The sequence below is a fragment of the Stenotrophomonas maltophilia group sp. Smal12 genome (assembly GCF_037079935.1).
GTDB lineage: Bacteria > Pseudomonadota > Gammaproteobacteria > Xanthomonadales > Xanthomonadaceae > Stenotrophomonas > Stenotrophomonas sepilia.
Genome location: NZ_JBAWUK010000008.1, coordinates 52,361 through 75,250, shown reverse-complemented (window position 1 = coordinate 75,250; position 22,890 = coordinate 52,361). Strand labels below are relative to the sequence as shown.

The 22,890-nt window shown below is 68.2% G+C and carries 21 protein-coding genes; 15 read left to right on the top strand and 6 right to left on the bottom strand.

The window, feature by feature from the left end; all coding sequences use genetic code 11:
- Positions 1-81 precede the first annotated feature (81 nt).
- The 6 genes from WDC87_RS05430 (at position 82) to WDC87_RS05405 (ending at position 6,037) form a co-directional block, all read left to right on the top strand.
- Positions 82-879 carry a ParA family protein gene (locus WDC87_RS05430; protein WP_088496652.1) on the top strand — a complete coding sequence of 266 codons (798 nt, stop codon included), beginning with the start codon at positions 82-84 and terminating at the stop codon, positions 877-879.
- Complete coding sequence (locus tag WDC87_RS05425; RefSeq protein WP_049415931.1) at positions 879-1,802, top strand: ParB/RepB/Spo0J family partition protein; 924 nt, start codon at positions 879-881, stop codon at positions 1,800-1,802. The genes WDC87_RS05430 and WDC87_RS05425 overlap by 1 nt, the downstream gene beginning before the upstream one ends.
- Before the next feature lie 85 nt (positions 1,803-1,887).
- Complete coding sequence (locus tag WDC87_RS05420; protein WP_088496653.1) at positions 1,888-2,853, top strand: NAD-dependent epimerase/dehydratase family protein; 966 nt, start codon at positions 1,888-1,890, stop codon at positions 2,851-2,853.
- A gap of 89 nt (positions 2,854-2,942) precedes the next feature.
- The gene (locus tag WDC87_RS05415) at positions 2,943-3,665 is read left to right on the top strand and encodes a glycosyltransferase family 2 protein (protein WP_005420380.1); all 723 of its coding nucleotides are present in this window, start codon (positions 2,943-2,945) and stop codon (positions 3,663-3,665) included.
- Positions 3,665-4,012, top strand: coding sequence for a lipid-A-disaccharide synthase N-terminal domain-containing protein (locus WDC87_RS05410; protein ID WP_049415940.1), 348 nt, complete (start codon positions 3,665-3,667; stop codon positions 4,010-4,012). Before WDC87_RS05415 ends, WDC87_RS05410 begins: the two co-directional genes overlap by 1 nt.
- Positions 4,013-4,264: 252 nt before the next feature.
- Positions 4,265-6,037, top strand: a complete 1,773-nt coding sequence (locus WDC87_RS05405; RefSeq protein ID WP_252745421.1) for a DUF885 family protein — start codon at positions 4,265-4,267, stop codon at positions 6,035-6,037.
- A 95-nt stretch (positions 6,038-6,132) separates the two neighbouring features.
- Here the strand turns inward: WDC87_RS05405 and WDC87_RS05400 are convergent, their stop codons facing one another.
- From WDC87_RS05400 to WDC87_RS05380, 5 genes are all read right to left on the bottom strand, one after another.
- Positions 6,133-9,342, bottom strand: coding sequence for a CusA/CzcA family heavy metal efflux RND transporter (locus tag WDC87_RS05400; protein WP_252745422.1), 3,210 nt, complete (start codon positions 9,340-9,342; stop codon positions 6,133-6,135).
- Positions 9,343-9,352: 10 nt separating this feature from the next.
- A complete protein-coding gene (locus WDC87_RS05395) occupies positions 9,353-10,558 on the bottom strand; it encodes an efflux RND transporter periplasmic adaptor subunit (RefSeq protein WP_111008166.1) in 1,206 nt (401 codons plus the stop codon).
- A complete protein-coding gene (locus WDC87_RS05390) occupies positions 10,555-11,808 on the bottom strand; it encodes a TolC family protein (RefSeq protein ID WP_111008165.1) in 1,254 nt (417 codons plus the stop codon). Before WDC87_RS05390 ends, WDC87_RS05395 begins: the two co-directional genes overlap by 4 nt.
- 56 nt (positions 11,809-11,864) lie before the next feature.
- Positions 11,865-12,203 (bottom strand): hypothetical protein, encoded by a 339-nt coding sequence (locus tag WDC87_RS05385; RefSeq protein WP_072167791.1) that lies wholly within the window; start codon positions 12,201-12,203, stop codon positions 11,865-11,867.
- A gap of 167 nt (positions 12,204-12,370) precedes the next feature.
- The gene (locus WDC87_RS05380) at positions 12,371-12,760 is read right to left on the bottom strand and encodes a RidA family protein (protein WP_072167792.1); all 390 of its coding nucleotides are present in this window, start codon (positions 12,758-12,760) and stop codon (positions 12,371-12,373) included.
- 108 nt (positions 12,761-12,868) lie between these two features.
- On the opposite strand from WDC87_RS05380, the gene WDC87_RS05375 reads away from it, so the two are divergent.
- Both WDC87_RS05375 and dnaQ read left to right on the top strand, forming a co-directional pair.
- Positions 12,869-13,762 (top strand): LysR family transcriptional regulator, encoded by an 894-nt coding sequence (locus WDC87_RS05375; RefSeq protein WP_111008164.1) that lies wholly within the window; start codon positions 12,869-12,871, stop codon positions 13,760-13,762.
- A 165-nt stretch (positions 13,763-13,927) separates the two neighbouring features.
- A complete protein-coding gene (gene dnaQ, locus WDC87_RS05370; protein ID WP_005420353.1) occupies positions 13,928-14,437 on the top strand; it encodes a DNA polymerase III subunit epsilon in 510 nt (169 codons plus the stop codon).
- Between the two features lie 13 nt (positions 14,438-14,450).
- Here dnaQ and WDC87_RS05365 read toward each other — a convergent pair whose 3' ends face one another.
- Positions 14,451-15,665, bottom strand: coding sequence for a glycosyltransferase (locus WDC87_RS05365; RefSeq protein WP_088497396.1), 1,215 nt, complete (start codon positions 15,663-15,665; stop codon positions 14,451-14,453).
- Between the two features lie 281 nt (positions 15,666-15,946).
- On the opposite strand from WDC87_RS05365, the gene rpmB reads away from it, so the two are divergent.
- The 7 genes from rpmB (at position 15,947) to WDC87_RS05330 (ending at position 22,715) form a co-directional block, all read left to right on the top strand.
- A complete protein-coding gene (rpmB, locus tag WDC87_RS05360) occupies positions 15,947-16,183 on the top strand; it encodes a 50S ribosomal protein L28 (protein ID WP_005411638.1) in 237 nt (78 codons plus the stop codon).
- A 10-nt stretch (positions 16,184-16,193) separates the two neighbouring features.
- A complete protein-coding gene (gene rpmG, locus WDC87_RS05355; protein ID WP_169411268.1) occupies positions 16,194-16,361 on the top strand; it encodes a 50S ribosomal protein L33 in 168 nt (55 codons plus the stop codon).
- A 500-nt stretch (positions 16,362-16,861) separates the two neighbouring features.
- On the top strand, positions 16,862-17,110 hold the full coding sequence (locus tag WDC87_RS05350) for a hypothetical protein (protein ID WP_227837034.1): 249 nt from the start codon (positions 16,862-16,864) through the stop codon (positions 17,108-17,110).
- Positions 17,111-17,235: 125 nt separating this feature from the next.
- A complete protein-coding gene (gene cls, locus WDC87_RS05345) occupies positions 17,236-18,654 on the top strand; it encodes a cardiolipin synthase (protein ID WP_014648869.1) in 1,419 nt (472 codons plus the stop codon).
- Positions 18,655-18,699: 45 nt separating this feature from the next.
- On the top strand, positions 18,700-20,121 hold the full coding sequence (locus WDC87_RS05340) for an FAD/NAD(P)-binding protein (RefSeq protein WP_252744824.1): 1,422 nt from the start codon (positions 18,700-18,702) through the stop codon (positions 20,119-20,121).
- Between the two features lie 9 nt (positions 20,122-20,130).
- Positions 20,131-22,323, top strand: a complete 2,193-nt coding sequence (uvrD, locus tag WDC87_RS05335; protein WP_252744823.1) for a DNA helicase II — start codon at positions 20,131-20,133, stop codon at positions 22,321-22,323.
- Between the two features lie 65 nt (positions 22,324-22,388).
- The gene (locus tag WDC87_RS05330) at positions 22,389-22,715 is read left to right on the top strand and encodes a low molecular weight protein tyrosine phosphatase family protein (protein WP_072167797.1); all 327 of its coding nucleotides are present in this window, start codon (positions 22,389-22,391) and stop codon (positions 22,713-22,715) included.
- Positions 22,716-22,890 lie beyond the last annotated feature (175 nt).

Here is a 22,890-nt window from a genome sequence, read left to right as displayed (position 1 = left end):
TTGGCGATCCACGATTTCCGCAAGGGGCCGGTTGTACGCATAATGACCGGTCCCAACCATCCGTCGACGAGGCACACCCGCATGGCCCGCATCATCGCCATCGCCAACCAGAAGGGTGGCGTCGGCAAGACCACGACCGCCGTCAACCTGGCCGCTTCCCTGGCCAATGCACCCAAGCGTGTGCTGCTGGTCGACCTCGATTCGCAGGGCAACGCGACCATGGGCAGCGGCGTGGACAAGCGTGAGCTGGCCGCCTCCACCTACGATCTGCTGCTGGGCGAGTCCAGCGCCGCCGATGTACGCGTGCAGACCGCCGAAGGCTACGACCTGTTGCCCGGCAACATCGACCTGACCGCCGCCGAGATCCAGCTGATGGCGCAGAGCGAGCGCGAGCAGCGGCTGAAGCGCGCGCTGGCACCGATCCGCGACGAGTACGACTACATCCTGATCGACTGCCCGCCGGCGCTGTCGCTGCTGACGCTCAACGCGCTGGCCGCCGCCGATTCGGTGATCGTGCCGATGCAGTGCGAGTACTACGCCCTGGAAGGCCTGAGCGCGCTGGTGGAAACCATCGAAGCGCTGCGTGCCGACCTCAATCCGGCGCTGGAGATCGAAGGCGTGCTGCGCACCATGTTCGATGTGCGCAACAACCTGGCCAACGCGGTGTCGGCCGAGCTCACCGAGCACTTCGGCGATCGCGTGTTCCGCACCATCGTGCCGCGCAACGTGCGCCTGGCCGAGGCACCCAGCCATGGCCAGAGCATCGTCGGCTACGACCGCGCCTCGCGCGGTGGCGTGGCCTACCTGGGCCTGGCCGGCGAGATCATCCGCCGCAACAACGAACGCAACAAGGCCACCAAGGCCGTGGAGACCGTCTGATGACCAGCAGCAAGCCGGCAGCCAAGAAGCGAGGCCTCGGCCGTGGCCTGGACGCGCTGCTGGGCCCGAAGGGCGCGGTCAGCCAGGTGCAGGCCACCACGGCGGTGATCGAGCCGCTGCCGGGGGAAGTGCTGCGCAAGTTGCCGGTCGGCCAGCTGCAGCCGGGCAAATACCAGCCGCGCCGCGAAATGGACGAGGGCAAGCTGTCCGAGCTGGCCGACTCGATCAAGTCGCAGGGCGTGATCCAGCCGATCCTGGTGCGCCAGCTGCCGGCGGGCAACTACGAAATCGTCGCCGGTGAACGCCGCTGGCGCGCATCGCAGCTGGCCGGGCTGGACGAAGTGCCGGTGGTGGTGCGCGAGCTGGAAGACCGCACCGTCATCGCGATGGCGCTGATCGAGAACATCCAGCGCGAAGACCTCAACCCGCTGGAAGAAGCCGAAGCGCTGCAGCGCCTGATCAGCGAGTTCACCCTCACCCATGCCGAGGCCGCCGAGGCCGTCGGCCGCTCGCGCGCGGCGGTGTCCAACCTGCTGCGCCTGCTGGAACTGCCGGTGGCGATCCGCCTGCTGCTGGAAACCCGCCGCCTGGAAATGGGGCATGCCCGTGCGCTGCTGACCCTGGCCCCCGAACTGGCCGGCAAGCTGGCCCAGGAAGCGGCCGACGAAGGCTGGTCGGTGCGCGAGGTCGAGCGGCGCGCGCAGGCCTTCGCCGCCGGCAAGGTGCCGAGCAGCCGTCCGGTGGCCACGCCGAAGGTGCAGCAGGCCGACATCGCCTCGCTGGAAACCGAGCTGTCCGAAGCGCTCGGCGCCAAGGTGGCGATCAGCCACGGCCGTGGCGGCAAGGGCAAGCTGATCATCCACTACACCGACCTGGACACCCTGGACGGCGTGCTGGAAAAACTGCGCACGCGCCAGGGCTGAGCCCGGCGCCACATCACGCCGGCCGACGCATCCCCGCGACGTCGGCCACGCCGATGGCAGCGGGGTGCTTTGATCGAGACCCGCGATGACCATCCTGCTCACCGGCGCTGCCGGCTTCATCGGTGCCTACACCGCCCGCGCGCTGCTGGAGGCCGGCCGGGCCGTGGTCGGTCTGGACAACTTCAACGATTACTACGACCCGCAGATCAAGCGTGACCGCGTGGCCGCGCTGTGTCCGGCGCTTGACCTGCGCACCTTGGACCTGACCGACCGCGAAGGCCTGGCCGCGCTGTTCGACGAGGTGCAGCCGACCGCGGTGATCCACCTGGCCGCGCAGGCCGGCGTGCGCTATTCGCTGGAAAACCCGCATGCCTACGTCGACAGCAACCTGGTCGGCTTCGTCAACATGCTCGAGCTGTGCCGCCACCGTGGCGTGCAGCACCTGGTGTACGCCTCCAGCAGTTCGGTCTACGGCGATTCGGCCACGCCGCCGTTCTCCGAAGACCAGCGCGTGGACCAGCCGCGCTCGCTGTACGCGGCGACCAAGGCCGCCAACGAGCTGATGGCCTACACTTACGCGCAGCTGTACGGCCTGCATGCCACCGGGCTGCGCTTCTTCACCGTGTATGGCCCGTGGGGCCGGCCGGACATGGCACCGCTGCTGTTCTCGCGCGCGGTGCTGGCCGGTCGGCCGATCGACGTGTTCAACGAAGGCCGCATGCAGCGCGATTTCACACATGTCTCCGACATCGTCTCCGGTATCCTCGGCGCCCTCGCGCATCCGGCCGACGGTCCGGTGCCGCACCGGGTGTTCAACCTCGGCAACCATACGCCGGTCGAGCTGGAGCGCTTCATCAGCGTGATCGAGCAGGCCGCCGGCCGCCCCGCGCAGAAGGTCTACAAGCCCATGCAGCCCGGCGACATGGTGCGCACGATGGCCGATACCCGGCGCGCACATGACGCTTTCGGCTTCGATGCGGTGACCCCGATCGAACAAGGCCTGCCGCCTGTGGTGCAGTGGTGCCGCGAGTATTTTGGTGATCGCGCCTGAGGACGGATCCTCACGCCGCCGGGTTCATCTTCGGATAACCTCGGTTTCGGAGAATGCGCGGTCTTTGTCCCCCTTTGGCCGAGTGCCTTATGAGCCAACCCGAGCTTTCCGTTGTCGTCCCGGTGTTCAACGAGCGCGACAATGTTGCCCCGCTGGTCGCCGAAATCACCGCTGCGCTGCGTGGCCGGCTGCCGTTCGAGATCGTCTACATCGACGATCACTCGCGCGATGACACCCTGGCCGTGTTGCAGGGACTGAAGGCGACCACGCCGGAACTGCGGGTGCTGCACCACGTGAACCAGAGCGGGCAGAGCACCGCCGTGCGGACCGGCGTCAAGCATGCTCGGGCGCCGTGGATCGCCACCCTGGATGGCGATGGCCAGAACGATCCGGCCGATATTCCCAAGCTGCTCGCCGCACGCGACGCCGCCGAGGCGCAGGTGAAGCTGTTCGCCGGCTGGCGCGTCAACCGCCAGGACAGCGGCAGCAAGCGCTGGGCCAGCAAGTGGGCCAACGCCATCCGTGCGCGCATGCTGCGCGACGACACGCCCGACACCGGTTGCGGCATCAAGCTGTTCGAACGCAGCGCGTTCCTCGACCTGCCGTACTTCGACCACATGCACCGTTACCTGCCGGCGCTGATGCAGCGTGCCGGCTGGAAGACCACCAGCGTGCCGGTCAATCACCGCCACCGTACCGCCGGCGTGTCCAAGTACAACAACCTCGGCCGCGCGCTGGTCGGCATCCGCGACCTGCGTGGCGTGGCCTGGCTGATCACCCGAAGCAAGCGCACCGCGGTGGAGGAGCGCTGATGGATCTGGAGCTGCACTGGCTGGATCAGCCCTTGACCTGGCTGTACTGGACCGGCCTGCATGTGACCGGCTGGAAGCTGATCGGCTACACCGGCGCACTGATGTTCGGCGGCCGCTGGCTGGTCCAGTTCATTGCCTCCAAGCGTGCCGGCAAGCCGGTCATCCCGCGCCTGTTCTGGTACATGAGCGTGATCGGCAGCCTGATGACGCTGAGCTACTTCCTGTTCTCGGCCAAGCAGGACTCGGTGGGCGTGCTGCAGAACCTGTTCCCGGCGTTTACCGCCCTGTACAGCCTGCACCTGGATATCAAGCACCGCGGCTGGAAGCGCGACAGGGCCAGCCACTGAGGCTGCGCCGGGATGCGGTCTGCCGTGGGTAGAGTCGACTGTCAGTCGACTTTCGCGCGGAGCGCGGGCTTTGCCACGTCTGGCCGAAGAGCAGCCGACTAGCAGTCGGCTCTACCACGCGCCTTCGGCGCTGGGGCCCCGGCCTGCGGCCGGTTCCCGGTCCTGCCTAAGCTGCAGGCAGGACCTTCGTCCCATGCCATGAGCCGTGGGCGGTGCCATCATCGGGGCCTGCCTTCCCGGGAACCTGTGCTCGTGAAAACCCGTCTTGCCGTTGCCCTGCTGATCGCCCTGTCCGCTCCCGCCGTGGCCCTGGCCGCGCCGCCCGCCGCCGCCGCGCCCGCCAGCGTGGCCACCGAATCGCCCGCGGATGCCGCCTTCCGCGCGCTGTACGAGAAGGAATGGAAGTGGCGCCAGCAGGGAGGTGGTGAAGCCAGCGAGGACGAAGACGCGCCCGCCAACGCCACCCGCATGCCCGACGTCGGCCCGGCCGCGCAGCAGGCACGCCTGAAGGTGTGGGACGAGACCCTGGCCGCGCTGAAGAAGATCGACCCGAAGACCCTGTCGCCGGACAACCAGGTCAACTACGCGATCTACCACGACCAGGTGTTCAACCTGGCCGAAGAGACGCGCCTGCGCGGCTACGAAATGCCGTTCAACGCCGATTCCTCGTTCTGGTCCAACCTGTCCTTCATGGCCCGGCGCGAGATGAAGACCGTGCAGGACTACCAGAACTACATCGCACGGCTGAACGACGTGCCGCGTTACTTCGGCCAGCAGACCGAGAACATGCGCGCCGGCCTGAAGCGCGGCTTCAGCGTGCCGCGCGCGGTGCTGGATGGCCGCGAAGTGTCCATCGCCACCGTCGCCGAGCTGAAGGACCCGACCGAATCGCCGCTGTACGCGCCGTTCAAGAAGCTGCCCAACAGCATCCCGGCCGCCGAACAGGCCAGGCTGCAGGCGCAGGCGCGTGAAGCGATCAGCGGCAAGGTGGTGCCGGCGTTCCAGCAGCTGCGCACCTTCTTCGTCAACGAGTACGTGCCGCAGGCGCGCACCACCCTGGCCGCCGAAGCGATGCCCGATGGCAAGGCCTACTACAGGCAGCAGATCCACGAGTACACCACGCTGGACCTGTCGCCGGACGAGATCCATCGCATCGGCCTGGAGGAAGTCGCACGCATCCAGGGCGAGATGAACGCCATCATCAAGCAGGTGAAGTTCAAGGGCAGCTTCGCCGAGTTCCTGACCTTCCTGCGTACCGATCCGCAGTTCTATGCGAAGACGCCGGAAGAGCTGCTGTCGCGCGCCGCGTGGATCTCCAAGCGCGCCGATGGCCAGCTGGGCAAGTACATGACGTTGCCGCGCGCGCGCTTCACCATCGTGCCGGTGCCGCCGGACATCGCACCGTTCTGGACCGCCGGCCGCGGTGGCATGGGCACCTACTGGCTCAACACCTACAACCTGCCGTCGCGCCCGCTGTACAACCTGCCGGCACTGACCCTGCATGAATCCGATCCGGGCCATTCGCTGCAGGGCGCGATCGCCGCCGAGCAGAAGAACCTGCCCGAGTTCCGCCGCAACGCCTACATCTCCGCCTATGGCGAAGGCTGGGCGCTGTACTGCGAGAAGCTGGGCGTGGAGATGGGCATCTACGAAACCCCGTACGAGGATTTCGGCCGCCTGACCTACGAGATGTGGCGCGCCGCGCGCCTGGTGATCGACACCGGCGTGCACAGCAAGGGCTGGACCCGCGAGCAGGCGCTGGCCTACCTGCGTGACCACACCGCGCTGAGCGAGCATGAAGTGACCACCGAAGTGGACCGCTATATTTCCTGGCCGGGCCAGGCGCTGAGCTACAAGCTGGGCGAAATCGCCATCGTGCGCCTGCGTGCGCAGGCCGAGAAGGAGCTGGGCGACAAGTTCGACATCAAGGGCTTCCACGACACCCTGCTCAAGCAGGGCTCGGTGCCGCTGCCGGTGCTGGAACAGCAGATCCAGGCCTACATCGCCGAGCGCAAGAAGGCCTGACCGGTACCGGGTAGTGCCGGCCGCTGGCCGGCAATCCGACCCGGTAACGGGGTCGGATCCCTTTCCTGTGGAAAGGGCTCCGACCCCCTCTCACCTCAGCCTACCGCCCGCCGCTTGGCCACCCGTGCTGCGAAGGTCGGCAGCACCAGCAGGGTCAGCACGGTGGCGGTGACCAGGCCACCGATCACGACCGTCGCCAGCGGCTTCTGCACCTCCGCACCGGAACCGCTGGCGATCGCCATCGGAATGAAGCCGACGATCGCCACCAGCGCCGTGGTCAGCACCGCTCGGATGCGGCTGGAGGCACCGTTGATCGCCGCCTGCAGCGGCAGGTCGCCGGCATCCAGACGTTCGCGGATCGCCTGCATCAGCACCAGGCCATTCAAGGTCGCCACGCCGGACACGGCGATGAAGCCGACCGCTGCCGATACCGAGAACGGCATGCCCCGCAGCAGCAGTGCGAGGATGCCGCCGACCAGCGCCAACGGCACGCAGCTGAACACCAGAATGGCTTCCTTGCCGCTGCGCAGGGCCATGAACAGCAGGCTGCCGATCAGCAGGAACACTACCGGTACCACCGTCGCCAGCCGCTTTTCCGCGCGCTGCAGGTTCTCGAACTGGCCACCCCAGGTCAGGTAGGCACCCGGCGGCAGTGCCACGTCGGCTACCGCGGCCTGCGCTTCGCCGACGAAGCCGCCCAGGTCGCGGCCACGCACGTTGGCCTGCACCACCACGCGGCGGCTGCCGTTGTTGCGGCTGATCTGGTTCGGCCCTTCGCTGACCGTGATGCGGGCAACCGACGACAGCGGAATCACCAGCCCCGACGGCGTGGCGATCGGCAGCGAGGCCAGCTGGTCCGGATCGTTGCGCGCGGCATCGTCCAGGCGCACCACCACGTTGAAGCGGCGGTCGCCTTCGAAGATCTTGCCGGCGGCGGTACCGCCGATGCCGGTGGACAGTGCATCACTCACATCCGCTGCAGTCAGCCCGTACTGCGCCGCCGCCACATGATCGATCGCCACGTTCAGCGTGGGCAGGCCGGAGATCTGCTCCACCCGCACGTCGGCCGCGCCCTCCACCGCACGCAGCTTCAGCGCCACCTGGTCGGCCACCTTCTGCAGCTGGCCGAAGTCATCGCCGAAGATCATTACGGCCAGGTCGGTACGCACGCCGGAAATCAGCTCGTTGAAGCGCAGCTCGATCGGCTGGCTGAACTCGAAACTGTTGCCCAGCTGCTGCCCGGCCAGCTTTTCGAAACGGGCCACCAGCGCGTCCTTGGCCAACTTCGGATCGGGCCAGTCCTTGCGTGGCTTCAGCACGATCACGCTGTCGGAGATGTTGGTCGGCATCGGATCGATCGCCGCCTCGGCGGTACCGGTACGCGAGAACACGGTTTCCACTTCCGGCTGCGTGGCAATCACCTTTTCCAACGCCAGTTGCATGGCCAGTGATTGCTCCAGCGACGTCGACGGCACGCGCAACGCCTGCATCGCCACGTTGCCTTCATCCAGCGTCGGCATGAACTCGCGGCCCAGCAGCGAGAACGAGCCGATGCCCACCACCACCATCATCACCGCACTGGCCACTACCGTGCGCGGATGCGCCACGGCCTTGCGGATCACCGGCTCGATGCGCGCACGCAGCACGCGTATCAGCCTGGTCTCGTGCTCGCCGTCGTCCGTATGTGCATCGCCGTCCTTCAGCTTCGGCTCGCGCACCAGCAGCGCCGTCATCGCCGGCACGAAAGTGAAGGAGAACAGGAAGGCACCGACCAGGGCCAGCATGAAGGTCGCCGCCATCGGGTGGAACGTCTTGCCCTCCACACCTTCCAGGGTGAGGATCGGCGCGAACACCAGCAGGATGATCAGCTGGCCGAACGCCGCCGGGCGCGCCATCTTCAGCGCGGAATCGGCGGCCACGCGCAGCCGTTCCATCGCGGTCAGCGTCCGGCCCAGTTCGGCGCGGCGCTGGCCCAGCATCAGCAGCGTCGACTCGACCACGATCACCGCACCGTCCACCAGGATGCCGAAGTCCAGTGCACCCAGGCTCATCAGGTTGCCGCTGATGCCGAAGCGGTTCATGCCGATCACCGCGAACAGGAACGACAGCGGAATCACCAGCGCGGTGATGGTGGCCGCGCGCAGGTTGCCCAGCAGCAGGAACAGCACCACCACCACCAGCAGCGCGCCCTCGGTGAGGTTCCGGGCCACGGTCTTGATGGTGGAATTGACCAGCACACTGCGGTCCAGCACCGGTGCGGCCACGATGTCGGCCGGCAGCGAGGTGTTCACCTGTTCCAGACGCGCGGCCGCGGCCTGCGCCACGGTGCGGCTGTTGCCACCGGCAATCATCAGCGCGGTGCCCAGCACGGCCTCGTGGCCGTTGCGGCTGGCTGCACCCAGGCGCGGCGCGCGGCTCAGTTCCACGGTGGCCACATCGGCCACGCGTACCACCACGCCATTGCGGGTGGCCACCGGCGCCTGTGCAAGATCCTCGGTGGTCAGCGCCAGGCCATCGGCACGCACCACCAGGCCTTCGCCGGCCCGCTGCACGAAGCCGGCGCCGGCCTGCACGTTGGAACGCTGCAGGGCAGTGACCAGGTCGGCCAGGCCGAGGCCATGCGCGGCCAGTTTGGCGCTGTCCGGATGCACGCCGTATTCCTTGACGTAGCCGCCGACCGTATCGACACCGGCCAGCCCGGGGCTGGAGCGCATCTGCGGCGCGATGATCCAGTCCTGCACGGTGCGCAGGTAGGTCGCGCGCTCTTCCGACGTGCGCAGCAGGTTGCCTTCCGGCGTGCGGTAGACCTCGCCGGCCTGCCAGCCGGCTTCACCGGGCTTGGCCAGCCTGGCCGGATCGAACGCGGTGAAGTCCACCGTCCACATCAGCACCTCGCCAAGGCCGGTGGTGACCGGCGACAGCATCGGTGATGCACCATCGGGCAGGTCTTCCGATGCCTCGCGCATGCGTTCGGCCACCTGCTGGCGGGCGAAGTAGATGTCGGTGGCATCGGTGAAGATCGCGGTGACCTGCGAGAAGCCATTGCGTGACAGCGAACGCGTGGTGGCCAGGCCGGGAATGCCGGCCAGCGCGGTTTCCAGTGGATAGGTCACCTGCCGTTCGATCTGCTCCGGGGTCAGCGCTGGGGCCACCGTGTTGATCTGCACCTGGCGGTTGGTGATGTCCGGCACGGCGTCGATCGGCAGCTTGCCCAGCTGGAACAGGCCCACGGCGGCGATCAGCGCCGCCATGAACACCACCAGCCAGCGGTGGCGCACCGCTGTTTCAATGATCAGCTTGAACATGATCGCCTCCTCAGTGGCCGTGCTCGGCTTCGCCCTTGGCCAGCTCGGCCTTGAGCAGGAAGGCGTTGGCACCGACGATGCGCTCGTTGCCGCTCAGGCCACCGAGGATCTCGATGCGGTCACCGGCACGGCGCCCGGCCAGTACCGGCTGCGCCTTGAAGCCACCTTCGACGGCGACGAACACCGCGCTGCTGCCATCAACGTTCTGCACCGCATCGGCGGGCACGCTGAGCGAGCCGTCCTGGCCTTCGGTGACCACCACGGCCGATACCGGTGAACCGGCTGGCGGCAGCGACGCATCCACCGGCGTGGCGCGGATCACTGCGACGCCGCCCTGCTGCCGTACATCGGCGGCCGAACCGGTGACGGTAGCGGTGAAGCTGCCACCCGGCACGCTCACTTCCAGCGTCATGCCGGGCATGACCTGCGCAGCCAGCGCTGGCGGTGCGGTGAACACCAGCTCGTTCATCGACGGGTCGGCGACGTCGGCCACCGCACTGCCGGCGGCGACCACACCGCCCGGCGTGACCTGCACGTTGCCGACGATGCCGGCCACCGGGCTGGTGATGCGCACGCGTCCACTGGCGTCGGGCGCGCCGTTGGCGGCGGCCTGTGCCTGTGCGGCAGCGGCCTGGGCCTGTGCCGCCAGCGAACGCGCACGCGAGGCTTCCAGCTCCTGGCGGGCGACCACGCCCTGCTCGACCAGGGCCTTGTCGCGGCCATAGGCAAGGCGTGCGGCCTCGGCTTCGGCGGATGCGGCCAGCGCGTTGGCGCGGAACACGGCTGCCTCGCCACTGACCACGATGGCCAGCGCCTGGTTCTGTTTCACCGCCGTGCCCGGCGCGACCAGCACGCGCTCGACGCGGCCGGTCACGGTCGAGGCCACCGAGGCACGGGCACCGACCGAGGGTTCCACCCGACCGGCGAGGCGGGTGGAACCGCCACCGCCACGGCCGACGGCAACCACTTCGATACCGGACGCCTTGATCTGCTCGGGCGTCAGCTGCACCACGCCTTCGTCGGCGTCAGCAGGCGCCTTCGCGATTTCTGCCTTGGCTTCCTTGCTGCTGGCGGCGTGGCCATGGCCATCGTCGGTGTCGGCCTTGGCCGCAGCGGGGTCTTCATTGGCAGGCGTCTGCGCGTTGCCGGCGCAGCCGGCCAGCAGCACAGTCAGCAGCATGCCGCCGATCAGCGGAAAAGTACGGGAGAGAGTCATGGGGCCTCCACAAAGGGTGCGCGCCCTTCAAGGCGGGCAAGATCGATTTCCGCGCCGACGCGCGACAGGCGCGCATCCACGGCGGCGGCGCGGGCGGCGATAAGAGCGCTGCGCGTGCTGCGCAGTTCCAGCTGCGAGATGCGTCCGGCGTCGAAGCCGATGCGGGCCAGGCGATACGCCTCTTCGGCGGCGACCACGCTTTCATCGGCGGCGCGGGTTCGGCTGCCGGCGGCCTTCAAACCGGCCACGGCCGAGAGGCGTGCCGCCTCGCTGTCGCGGCGCTGCTGGTCCAGGCGCGCCTCGGCCGCGCGCTGGTCGGCACTGGCGGCGCGGATGCCACCGCGGTTGCGGTCGAACAGCGGGATGCTGATGCTGACGCCGAGGTTGTAGGCACGCTCGCCGCCTTCGCGGAAGCGTGTCTGCGCGGCGGTGACGCTGAGGTCGGGCAGGGCGCGCTTGCGCTCCACCTCGACCAGTTTGCCCGCCGCATCGGCTTCGGCTTCGGCGATGCGCACGGCCAGTGCTACATCGGTGGCACCGCGCGGCAGCGGCGGCGCACGGTCGAGCAGGCTGTTGTCGATCGACTGCACCGGCGCATCCAGCAGTGCAGCACCGGCCAGGCGGGCCAGCGCGGCATCGCGGAAGGCCTGCGCTTCATCCAGCGCGGCGTTGGCGTTGGCCACTTCGCTCTGCGCCTGCACCGCGCGCAGTTGCGGTTCGCGGCCCTGCTTGACCATCGCGTTGACGGCGTTGGCGTCATCGCGGGTGAGGCTCAGTGCCTCTTCGGCCAGGGTGTAGCGGCGCAGTGCACTTTCCGCCTGTGCGTAGACCACCGCCAGCTGGCTGGCCACATCGCTGCGGCTTTGGGCACCACGCAGGTTGGCGGCCTGTGCCTCGGCGCGGGCCGCACGGACGCGCGCGCCACGCTGGCCCCAGATCTCCAGTGGCTGGGACAGGGTGAGCACAGTATCGGCCCTGCCCATGCCGCCATAGGAGCCGGTACCCCAGGCGTTCTCGGCGGAATAGGAGAGTGAAGGGTTGGGTAGTGCGCGGGCCTGGTCGGCGCGCGCATCGGCGGCCTCGGCCAGCGCCGCGCCGACGCGGGTGCCGGGCAGCTGGTCCAGGCGTTCAAGCAGGGTGTCATAGGAAGGGGCGGCTTGCGCCATCACCGATGCCGCCGGGGCCAGGCCCAGCAACACGGCGACGACCCGCCCGGCCGCACGCAGCGACCGAGGTGTCAGGATCGACATAGGGGGATTCCGGTTGTGAGTGAAACGGGAGCCCGCAATCGCGGGACGCGCTCAACTCACGCCCGGGGGGGACGCGTCAATTCATCCTGGGCGACCGCATAGGTCGCCGCGTCGCCGGCATTCATCCAGCGCGCCGGCAGCGGCGCACCGAAGGCGGCGAGGCTGCTGGCCGGCAGGCTCAGGTTCGAGTGGTGGCAGTGGTTGTGGCTGCAGGCACCGGCGTGCTTGCTGTCACTGTCACCCTCGGCATCGTTGGTGTTGCTTTCCACGTGCACCGCAGTGGTGTCGTGCGGTTCGACCGCGCAGGCCAGCACGTCGGCCACCGGCACGACCACGAATGCCGCCATCAGCAGCAGCATCAGGTACGTACGCAGTTGGCGGGTGATCCGGCGCATGGAAGGGAGGCTAGCAAGCGGTTTTCGCCGGATACAATATCAATGGCCGCTTCGGGAATCCGTCGGATTCTCCCGTTCAGGTGGACCGGGCGCGGGGTCGGATCCCTTTCCTCCGGAAAGGGCTCTGACCCCACCGCGTTGCCGGCCAGCGGCCGGCACTACCCGGGTCACGGCAGCTTCGCGATCACCTTGATCTCGAACTGGAACCCGTACAGCCAGGTCACACCGATGCCGGTCAGGGTCGGGTGCGGCGCCTGGCCCCAGTACTCGGGCACGATCGCCCAGGCCTTCTCGAAGTTCTTCTCCGGATCGACCAGGAACACGGTCACGTCGATCACGTCATCGAACGTGCAGCCTGCGGCAGCCAACACCACATTGAGATTCTCGAAGGCGCGGCGCACCTGCATTTCGAAGTCCGGCTCGGGCGAGCCGTCCTCGCGGCTGCCGACCTGGCCGGAGACGAACAGGAAACCGTTGGATCGGATCGCCGGCGAGTAGCGGTTGCGCTCGTACAGGGCCTGGCGGCCGGCGGGGAAAACGACATCACGCTGTGACATGGGGAAGATCCCGTGGGAGAGGACGCCATCCTCCCCGCCAGCGGTGTCTGGATAAACCGCGATGATCGGCCTAGATTGATTGCCAATTCCAAACAATCACGGCCAGCCATGGACCGTTTCGAGGCGATGCGGGCGTTTGCCCGGGTGGTGGAGACTGGCAGCTTCACCCGTGCGGCGCAGACCCTGCAGATCAGCCGCACCACGGCCACCCAGCTGGTGCAGCAGCTGGAGGCACACCTGCGGCTGCGCCTGCTCAACCGCACCACGCGCCGGGTCAGCGTCACCGCCGACGGTGCGGCCTACTACCCGCGCATCGCCCGCCTGCTGGCCGAGCTGGAAGAGGTGGAGGGCGGGCTGGGTGACGCAGCCAGCCAGCCGCGCGGCCGCCTGCGGGTGGATGTGCCGGGGCCTTACGCGCGGCTGCGGCTGGTACCGGCGCTGCCGGAGTTTCAGGCGCGCTACCCGGAGATCCAGCTGGATATCGGCGTCAGTGACCGCGAGGTCGACGTCATCGCCGACAACGTCGACTGCGTGATCCGCGGCGGCACCCCGGCCGACCCGGCACTGGTCGCGCGGCCGCTGGCGGCGCTGCCGATCGGTTTCCACGCCAGCCCCGGCTATGTGAAGCGTTTCGGCGTGCCGACCGACCCGCGCGCGCTGGAAGGGCCGGACCACCACATGGTCGGCTTCCTCAGCCCGCGCAGTGGTCGCGCACGCGTGTTCAGCGCGCAACGTGGCGATGAGCGCATCGAGGTGCAGGGCCGCTACACGGTCGGTTTCGACGACGGCAACGCCTATCTGGCGGCGGCGCTGGCGGGGCTGGGCGTGGTCGCGCTGCCCAGCTACATGGCCGCGCCGCACGTGGCGCGCGGCGAATTGCTGCCGCTGCTGCAGGACTGGCAGCTTCCACCCATGCCGATGCATGTGATGTTCCCGCCGAACCGGCACATGAGCCAGCGGCTGCGGGTGTTCATCGATTGGGTGGTGGAAGCGTTGGGGTGATGCACACGCACCTGTAGAGCCGAGCCCACGCTCGGCTGCTTCTCGCTCCAACGCTCAAGGCCCGCGCTTCGCGCGTGAGCCGAGCACGGGTTCGGCTACAGGGAGGGCTTCCTGCTGCAGGCATGCGAAAATCATCGCGGCACGCAACAGGAAACATCGCCACGCATGAATCGCATCGTCGCACTGGACACCGAAACCACCGGCATCTCCCACCGCCTGGGGCACCGCGTGATCGAAATCGGCGCCGTCGAACTGATCGACGGCCAGCTCAGCGGCCGCCAGTTCCACACCTACCTGCAGCCGCAGCGCAAGGTGGACTGGGGCGCACAGCGCGTGCATGGCATCAGCGATGCAATGCTGGTGGGCAAACCGCTGTTCTCCAGCAAGGCCGCTGAACTGCTGGACTTCCTGCGCGGCAGCGAGATGGTCGCGCACAACGCCACCTTCGACGTGGGTTTCCTGGACAACGAGCTGCGCCTGGCCGGCATTCCCGGCACGCTGGCCCAGCACTGCCGCATCACCTGCAGCCTGAAGCTGGCGCGCGGGCGCTGGCCCGGCCAGGGCAACAAGTTGGACGATGTGCTGCAGCGCCTGCGCATCCCCGGCAACCGGGGCCTGCACGGTGCGCTCAAGGATGCCCATCTGCTGGCCCAGGTGATTCCGCACCTGCGCTGAGGCTTGCCCGCTGTTACATCGGCCGTAACCAGCGCTCGATCATCGCCACGCCACAGGCCACCCCGTCTTCATCGCTCATCGCCACGCCCAGGGCCGCCGCGCGTGCGCGTACTGCGTCGGCTTCTGCGAAGGTGATGGCTGCTGCCAGCGTTGCTGCATCCAGTCGCTTCGGTGACAACGGTGCCGGTGCCACGCCCAACCGACACAGGCGATCGGCCCAGAAGAACTGATCCGCAGCGAACGGCATCACCAGCGAGGGAATGCCGGCCCGGCAGGCCGAATGCGTGGTGCCGCTGCCACCGTGGTGGATGGCGAGTGCGCAACGCGGGAACAGCGCTTCGTGTGGGGTCGGCCCCAGTACGAAGACCGAATCGGGCAAGCGCATCGCAGGCAGTCCCACCCAGCCAGGAAACAGCAGCACCCGGCGTGGCGCCAGCGCCTGCAGCAGGGCCGGCAGCACGCGTTCGCGATCAAAGCCGGTCATGCTGCCGAAGCCCAGGTAGACCGGCGGCGGGCCGGCATCAAGGAAGACCCGTAGATCGGCCGGGGGCGTCCAGGGCGCATCAGGAAGCCGCCATTGGCCACAGACCATGTGGTCGGCCGGCCAGTCCGCCGGTAGCGGCAGCAGCTGCGGTGAGATGCCATAGAGCATCGGCAGGCCGGACCACAGCGCGCGGCGCGGCGATTGCCCCAACTGCTGGCGTGCCGCGTTGATCGGCCGGCGGAACTGGCGCCAGATCAGGCCGTTGACCAGCCCATAGCTGGCGCGGTTCAACCAGCCCGGCGAGCGTCCCGGTGGCAGGAACGGAGAGCGGAAGGCCCGCGTCGGGGTCAGCGGAATCATGCCGCTGCCGATGACGGGAATCCTGCGGCGTTCGCCCACGCTCATGCCGACGAAGGCCGCCAGGCCACCGGTCAGAATCGCATCGCAGCCTTCGGCGGCGGCATCGGCTTGGCGCATCCAGCTGCTGACATGCTGCAGCGCCATCCGTGCCAGGCCGGTACTGGCGGCGGCAACGCCGTTGCCACGCGAGACCAGGGCGACCACGTCGTCATGGATGTCACCCTCAAGGGCCGCGTGGGGCACATCCAGGGCCTGCGCGCTGCCCAAGGTGCCGCCATCGGCCAGTAGCGTCACCTCGTGGCCCGCGCCGATCAGCCCATGGCAGAGCATGGCCAGGGGACGTGTGTCGCCTTCGGTTCCGTAGGTCAGGGCCAGCAGCCGCATGGGAAGCTCCGCAGTGGTCCGGGCCAGTATGCCGGTTGGCGGAGTGCCCCCGGTCCTGCCGGTTCAGTCCCCGCCTGTGGGTAACTTGCGCAAGTGCTTGAACCGGTGCATAATGCGCGGCTCGCTGTGTCCGGTTTTCTACCGGGCGGCGTCCCCGGGAGCACGTCCCCGGCCGCCCAACGCCAGCGTAACCCTTTGATTCTCTTGACGTGTGGTGGGCAACCATCGAGGCCGCCGTCTCCCGGGCTACGGGCTGACAACTACTACTATCGAGGTGCGCAATGTCCCGCGTATGCCAGGTTTCCGGCAAGCGAGTGCAGACGGGTAACAACGTCTCGCACGCCAACAACAAGACCCGTCGTCGTTTCCTGCCGAATCTGCACGAGCGCCGTTTCTGGGTGGCCAGCGAGAACCGCTGGGTCAAGCTTCGTGTTTCCGCGCATGCACTGCGCACCATCGACAAGAACGGCATTGATTCCGTTCTGGCTGAGCTGCGTGCGCGCGGCGAAAAGGTCTGAGGAGTAAAGCATCATGGCAGGCAAGCGCGATAAGGTCCGTATGATTTCCTCGGCCGGTACCGGCCACTTCTACACCACGGACAAGAACAAGAAGAACACCCCGGGGAAGATGGAATTCCTGAAGTACGATCCGGTCGTGCGCAAGCACGTCCTGTACAAGGAAGGCAAGATCAAGTAATCCGCACGGATTGCTGATCCCCGCGAAGAAACCCGCCTCTGTGGCGGGTTTTTTCATGTCTGGCATTCGGGTGGTGGGAACTTCCTGCATTGCCGTGGTGGGTGCCGACCGTTGGTCGGCACTGGGCAGTCCCTGCGCACGCTGTCGCCAATGGCACCATGCCTGGAGCGAAGGGCTGAATGCGATAAGTGATTGTTCCTACCGGTTCCGGCGCCTCGCACGGTTCAAATCGATTGGAACGACGGGCGTGGCCGTGCCCATGATGGCGAGCCGCTGCGGTTGCAGCGGTCGGGCTTGCAATCCCGAGGAATCGAGTAACGGTAAATTCGCCAGCCGCTGTCTCTGCGTGTGCAGCGGCTGGCGACCCGCTCTGCCTTATGGCGGGCGGTGCGTGGGGGCCGCGTGCCCGCCGGTTTGGTTTCCGTTGCTTGTTCCCCGGTATTGCAACCACGCATCGTCCGCCACCTTCACCGGTGGCCAGATCCGTTGAAGGAGGTTGCATGAACACCCCATCACACCGCCAGGACCTGGAACTGGGCTGGCTGCGCCTGCAGCGCATGTTGCAAGGCATCGAGGGCATGGCGCTGCTGCTGTGCGATCACCATCTGGCACTGGCCAACGGTGCGCCGTCGCCGCTTCCAAAGGCACAGCTGGAGCGGGCCGCGCAGGCGATCGCCTGCATGGCGCTCAACGGCCGCCGCCATGCCGATTCGGTACGCCAGCTGTGCGAGGTGCCGGTGCGGCACTGAGCCATTCTGTAGAGCCGAGCCCACGCTCGGCTGCTCTGCGGTCGGGCCGAAAGGCAGTCGAGCATGGCTCGACTCTACTAATCCTGCTGGGCAGAATGGCCCATCACCTTCCGACGGGCGACACGATGCTGTTCGAGTGGTTGCTGGGTTCCTACCTGCTGCTGATCGACTGGCTGATCCGGCTGGTCGCGCTGTGCTGGATTCCCACCCGCACCACGCCGGGGGCGGCGCGCAGCTGGCTGCTGCTGGTCGGCTTCGTGCCGCTGCTGGGCCTGCCGCTGTACCTGCTGTTTGGCCACCCGTGGCTGTCGCGCGAGCGCATCCGCCGCCAGGCCGAGGCCTCGCAGGTCATCCGCGAGGAACAGGCGCTGCAGCATCGCCTGCGCTGGACACCGCAGCCGGACACCGCCAGCGCCGAAATCGTGCCGCTGGTGCAGCGCCAGGGCGATTTCATGCCGGTGCACGGCAACGCCGTCGATCTGCTGACCGACTACGACGAATCGCTGCACACGCTGATCGCCGACATCGACCAGGCCGAAGACCGGGTGCACCTGCTGTACTACCTGATGTTCGACGACGCGGTCGGCGAGGCTATCGTCGAGGCACTGCAGCGTGCGGCTGCACGGGGCGTGCAGTGCCGCGTGCTGCTGGATGCGGTGGGTGCCAAGCGCGGCCTGCGCGCCTATCGCAAGCGCCTGCAGGCGCGCGACATCGAGGTACGCGCGATGCTGCCCGGTGGCCTGCGCTGGCGCCGCAGCGGGCGTATGGATCTGCGCAACCATCGCAAGATCGCGGTGATCGACAACGAAGTGGCCTATGTCGGTTCGCAGAACCTGGCCGGCCCGCAGTTCGTGCCCGGCCACCCGAACCGCGAGCTGGTGGCGCGCGTGCGTGGCCCGGCAGTGGCGCACCTGGAAGCGGTCTTCGCCAGCGACTGGTACATGGAAACCGGCCAGCGCCTGGACGTCATCGCCGATGTGCCCGAGTGCAGCGACGACATCGCCACCCAGCTGCTGCCCAGCGGCCCGGCCTATCCGTACAGCAACGCGCGTGATGCGGTGGCGGCGCTGATCCACCTGGCACGGCGACGGCTGGTGATGGTCACGCCGTATTTCGTGCCTGACGAAGCCACGCTCAGTGCGTTGCGCATTGCGGCCTTGTCCGGCGTGCAGGTGCAGCTGATCCTCTCGGCCAGCAACAACCAGCGGCTGACGTCGTGGGCGCAGGAGGCCTACTACGACGAGCTGCTGCGCTGTGGCGTGCGCATCGCGCTGTACGAGCCGCAGTTCCTGCATGCCAAGCACATGAGCGTGGACGAGGACATCGCCGTGCTCGGCTCGATCAACATGGACATCCGCTCATTCGCGCTGAATGCCGAGATCGGCCTGGTCTGCTACGACCGCGCGCTGGTGCAGCAGCTGTGTGCGATCGAGGATGGCTACCTGCGTGAGTCGCGGCAGCTGGACCTGCAGCAGTGGCGCAGCCGCCCCACGTGGCGGCGCAGCCGCGAAGGCATCGCACGGCTGGCCGATGCGTTGATGTGAGGCGGCGGCAATCGCCCGCTTCGGCAACCCGGCCCGTCATCGCCGATGGCCTACAATCGGCGCATGACTGATTCATCGCGTAATGGCGAACTGGACCTGGCAATCATCGGTGGTGGTGCGGCCGGGGTGCTGGTGGCGATCCAGGTACTGCGCCAAGCCAAGGCGCCACTGGCGTTGGCCATTCTCGAACCGGCTTCGCAGCTGGCCCAGGGCATCGCCTATGCCACGCCGTGGCCGGAGCACCTGCTGAACGTGCCGGCGGCGAAGATGAGTGCGTTTGCCGACCAGCCCGGCGATTTCCTCGACTACCTGATGGCCGCCAACGCCTACCCGGGCGAGGCGCGCGAGGTGCTGGGCGAGCGTTACGTATGCCGCCACTACTTTGCGGCCTACCTGCAGCAGCGCCTGCAGGAGGCCGCTGCGGCCAGCCCGGCGCAGCTGCAGGTGATCGCGCAGCCGGTGCTGGGCCTGCAGCCGGATGACCATGGCTACCGGCTGACACTTGGCGATGCCCAGACGCTGCACGCCGTGCAGGCGGTGCTCGCCACCGGCAACAGCATGCGGCCGCTGCCGGTGGCCGGTGCCGAGGCACTGCCCGCCGATGATGTGATCGAGGCCTGGGACTACGACGGCGTGCGTACCCTGGCCGGTGAGCAGGCCGTGGCCATCGTCGGCTCCGGCCTGAGCATGGCCGACACCGTGCTGGCGCTGGTTGCCGCCGGCCACACCGGCCCGCTGCACGTGATCTCGCGCCATGGCCTGCTGCCGCTGCCGCATGCGCATGGCGGCCTGCCCACGTTCGACCCGGCCACGCTGCTGCCGATGCGCCTGCGCCAGCGCCTGCGCGCATTGCGCGGGTTCGCTCGCCAGGCGCAGGCCGACGGGCTGCCGTGGCAGGGCGTGATGGACCGCATCCGTCCGCATGGACAGGCGCTGTGGTGCAGCCTCGACGCGGCCGACCAGCGCCGCTTCCTGCGCCATGTGGTGCGCTACTGGGACGTGCATCGCCACCGCATCGCCGAAGAGGTCGACGCACAGCTGCAGGCGCTGATCGAAAGCGGCCAACTGCGCATTCACCGGTCCCGCCTGCAACGCGTCGGCCGCGAAGGCGATGCCCTGCGGCTGTCGGGTCGCGATGCCAACGGCAATGAACAGCACTGGACGATCGGCGGCGTGGTCAACGCCACCGGCGTGGAAACCCGCGCCAATGCGCTGCGCAATCCGTTGCTGCAGCAGCTGCAGGCCGAGGGCCTGGCACGCCCCGGCCCGCATGGGCTGGGCCTGGACAGCACGGTGCCGGGCGACCGCCTGCGTGCTGCCGGTGGCCAGCCGCAGGCACGGCTGGGCGTGCTCGGCAGCCTGCGCATCGGCAGCCTGTGGGAAAGCCTGGCGGTGCCTGAACTGCGTCAGCAGGCGCAGGCGCTGGCCAGCCAGGTGGTCGCAGGAGCCGCGACGGCGATGCCGTAAAATGGAGGCATGGATGTCTCCCACCTGCTTGATGGCCTGAACCCGGCCCAGCGCGAAGCCGTCTCCGCTCCCCCCGGCCACCACCTGGTGCTGGCCGGTGCCGGTTCCGGCAAGACCCGCGTACTCACCCACCGCATCGCCTGGCTGCATGAAGTCGATGGCGTGCCGACCCACGGCATTTTCGCGGTGACCTTCACCAACAAGGCGGCCGGCGAAATGCGCCACCGCATCGACGCCCAGCTGCCCCATGGCAGCCGTGGCATGTGGATCGGTACCTTCCACGGACTGGCCAACCGCCTGCTGCGCCTGCACTGGCAGGACGCCAAGCTGCCAGAAGGCTTCCAGGTGATGGACTCGGACGACCAGCTGCGGCTGGTCAAGCGCGTGGTGCAGGCGCTGGAGCTGGACGACGGCAAGTACCCGCCCAAGCAGATCGCGTGGTGGATCAACGCGCAGAAGGACGAAGGCCGCCGCCCGCAGCACATCCAGCCCGAACCGCACGATGCGTGGCTGGAAACCATGCGCCAGGCCTACATCGAGTACCAGGCACGCTGCGACCGCGCCGGCCTGGTCGACTTCGCCGAGCTGCTGCTGCGCGCGCATGAACTGCTGCGCGACAACCCGGCCCTGCTGGCGCATTACCGCGCGCGCTTCCGCGAAATCCTGGTGGACGAGTTCCAGGACACCAACGCCATCCAGTACGCCTTCGTGCGCGTGCTGGCCGGCGATTCCGGCCACGTGTTCGTGGTCGGCGACGATGACCAGGCCATCTACGGCTGGCGCGGTGCCAAGGTCGAGAACGTGCAGGGCTTCCTGCGCGACTTCCCGGGCGCACAGACCATCCGCCTGGAGCAGAACTACCGCTCCACCGCCAACATCCTCGGCGCCGCCAACGCGGTGATCGCGCACAACCCGGATCGCATCGGCAAGCAGCTGTGGACCGACAGCGGCGACGGCGAGCCGATCGACCTGTATGCGGCGTACAACGAGATGGACGAGGCGCGCTACATCGTCGAGCGCGCCCGCCAGTGGGTGCGCGACGGTGGCAGCTACACCGAAGTGGCCGTGCTCTACCGCAGCAACGCGCAGTCGCGCGCGCTGGAAGAAGCGCTGCTGAGCGAACAGGTGCCGTACCGCGTGTATGGCGGCATGCGCTTCTTCGAGCGCGCCGAAATCAAGGATGCGCTGGCCTACCTGCGCCTGCTGTCCAACCGCAACGATGACGCCGCCTTCGAGCGCGCGGTCAACACCCCGACACGTGGCATCGGCGACCGCACGCTGGACGAAGTGCGCCGCGAGGCGCGCGCGCAGGGCATTTCGTTGTGGGAAGCGACCATGCTGGTCACCCAGGGCAACGCGCTGGCCGCACGCGCGCGCAATGCGCTGGCCGGCTTCCTGGGGCTGGTCAACGAGCTGCAGGCGCAGACCGTGCACATGACCCTGGCCGAGCGCGTGGACCACGCGCTGGCCCGCTCGCAGCTGCGCGAGCACTGGAGCAAGGAAAGCCGCAACGCGCTGGACTCGGAATCGCGCACCGACAACCTCGACGAACTGGTCTCGGTCGCCTCGCGCTTCGTGCGCCGCGCCGACGACATCGAGGAAGTGGGCGAGGACATGGACGAGCTGGTCGCGTTCCTGGCCTATGCCGCGCTGGAGGCCGGTGAAGGCCAGGCGCAGGCCGGCGAGGATGGTGTGCAGCTGATGACCCTGCACTCGGCCAAGGGCCTGGAATTCCCGCTGGTGTTCCTGGCCGGCCTGGAAGAAGGCCTGTTCCCCAGCGCACGTTCGCTGGAGGAAAGCGGGCGTCTGGAAGAAGAGCGCCGCCTGGCCTACGTCGGCATCACCCGCGCGCGCCAGAAGCTGGTGCTGAGCTATGCCGAATCGCGCCGCATCCACGGCCAGGACAACTACAGCCTGCCGTCGCGCTTCCTGCGCGAGATCCCGCGTGAACTGCTGCACGAAGTGCGCCCCAAGGTGCAGGTCTCGCGACCGGCCTCGATGGGCGCCAGCCGAGTGATGGGTCATGCCTCGATCGAGGCGCCGCCGATCAAGCTCGGCGCGCTGGTTACCCATCCCAAGTTCGGCGAAGGCATGGTGACCGACTACGAAGGCAGCGGCGCGCACGCCCGCGTGCAGGTCGAATTCGCCGACGCCGGCAGCAAGTGGCTGGTGATGGCCTACGCCAACCTGACGGTGATCTGATCACCGCCGAGGGGTCGGATCCCTTTCCGTTGGAAAAGGGATCCGACCCCGATTAGGCTGCGCTCATGACCCGCAACGTGCTCTTCCTCTGCAGCCAGAACCGCCTGCGCAGCCCCACCGCCGAGCAGGTCTTCGCCGATTGGCCGGGCATCGAGACCGCCTCAGCCGGGTTGCTGGCCGACGCCGAGGAAGTGCTCAGCCCCGAGCTGCTGCAGTGGGCCGACCTGGTGTTCGTGATGGAGAAGGCGCACCGCAACCGGCTGTCCAGCCGCTACAAGCCGTGGCTGAAGGAGAAGCGAGTGATCTGCCTGGATATCCCGGATGACTACGAGTACATGGACCCGGTGCTGGTGGAGCTGCTCAAGCGCAAGGTGACCCCGTACCTGCGCTGACGGGCTGTTGTAGAGGCGCGGCCCCCCGCCACGCCCCAAAATGGGGTTTGGGGGTTTTCGGGTTTAAAACGGGGGGGGGGGGGGGGGGGGGGGGGGGGGGGGGGGGGGGGGGGGGGGGGGGGGGGGGGGGGGGGGGGGGGGGGGGGGGGGGGGGGGGGGGGGGGGGGGGGGGGGG

Coding starts and splice junctions, on each gene's coding strand:
- WDC87_RS05430 (WP_088496652.1), top strand. CDS start 82: ATGGCCCGCATCATCGCCATCGCCAACCAGAAGGGTGGCGTCGGCAAG.
- WDC87_RS05425 (WP_049415931.1), top strand. CDS start 879: ATGACCAGCAGCAAGCCGGCAGCCAAGAAGCGAGGCCTCGGCCGTGGC.
- WDC87_RS05420 (WP_088496653.1), top strand. CDS start 1,888: ATGACCATCCTGCTCACCGGCGCTGCCGGCTTCATCGGTGCCTACACC.
- WDC87_RS05415 (WP_005420380.1), top strand. CDS start 2,943: ATGAGCCAACCCGAGCTTTCCGTTGTCGTCCCGGTGTTCAACGAGCGC.
- WDC87_RS05410 (WP_049415940.1), top strand. CDS start 3,665: ATGGATCTGGAGCTGCACTGGCTGGATCAGCCCTTGACCTGGCTGTAC.
- WDC87_RS05400 (WP_252745422.1), bottom strand. CDS start 9,342: ATGTTCAAGCTGATCATTGAAACAGCGGTGCGCCACCGCTGGCTGGTG.
- WDC87_RS05395 (WP_111008166.1), bottom strand. CDS start 10,558: ATGACTCTCTCCCGTACTTTTCCGCTGATCGGCGGCATGCTGCTGACT.
- WDC87_RS05390 (WP_111008165.1), bottom strand. CDS start 11,808: ATGTCGATCCTGACACCTCGGTCGCTGCGTGCGGCCGGGCGGGTCGTC.
- WDC87_RS05385 (WP_072167791.1), bottom strand. CDS start 12,203: ATGCGCCGGATCACCCGCCAACTGCGTACGTACCTGATGCTGCTGCTG.
- WDC87_RS05380 (WP_072167792.1), bottom strand. CDS start 12,760: ATGTCACAGCGTGATGTCGTTTTCCCCGCCGGCCGCCAGGCCCTGTAC.
- WDC87_RS05375 (WP_111008164.1), top strand. CDS start 12,869: ATGGACCGTTTCGAGGCGATGCGGGCGTTTGCCCGGGTGGTGGAGACT.
- dnaQ (WP_005420353.1), top strand. CDS start 13,928: ATGAATCGCATCGTCGCACTGGACACCGAAACCACCGGCATCTCCCAC.
- WDC87_RS05365 (WP_088497396.1), bottom strand. CDS start 15,665: ATGCGGCTGCTGGCCCTGACCTACGGAACCGAAGGCGACACACGTCCC.
- rpmB (WP_005411638.1), top strand. CDS start 15,947: ATGTCCCGCGTATGCCAGGTTTCCGGCAAGCGAGTGCAGACGGGTAAC.
- WDC87_RS05350 (WP_227837034.1), top strand. CDS start 16,862: ATGAACACCCCATCACACCGCCAGGACCTGGAACTGGGCTGGCTGCGC.
- cls (WP_014648869.1), top strand. CDS start 17,236: ATGCTGTTCGAGTGGTTGCTGGGTTCCTACCTGCTGCTGATCGACTGG.
- WDC87_RS05340 (WP_252744824.1), top strand. CDS start 18,700: ATGGCCTACAATCGGCGCATGACTGATTCATCGCGTAATGGCGAACTG.
- uvrD (WP_252744823.1), top strand. CDS start 20,131: ATGGATGTCTCCCACCTGCTTGATGGCCTGAACCCGGCCCAGCGCGAA.
- WDC87_RS05330 (WP_072167797.1), top strand. CDS start 22,389: ATGACCCGCAACGTGCTCTTCCTCTGCAGCCAGAACCGCCTGCGCAGC.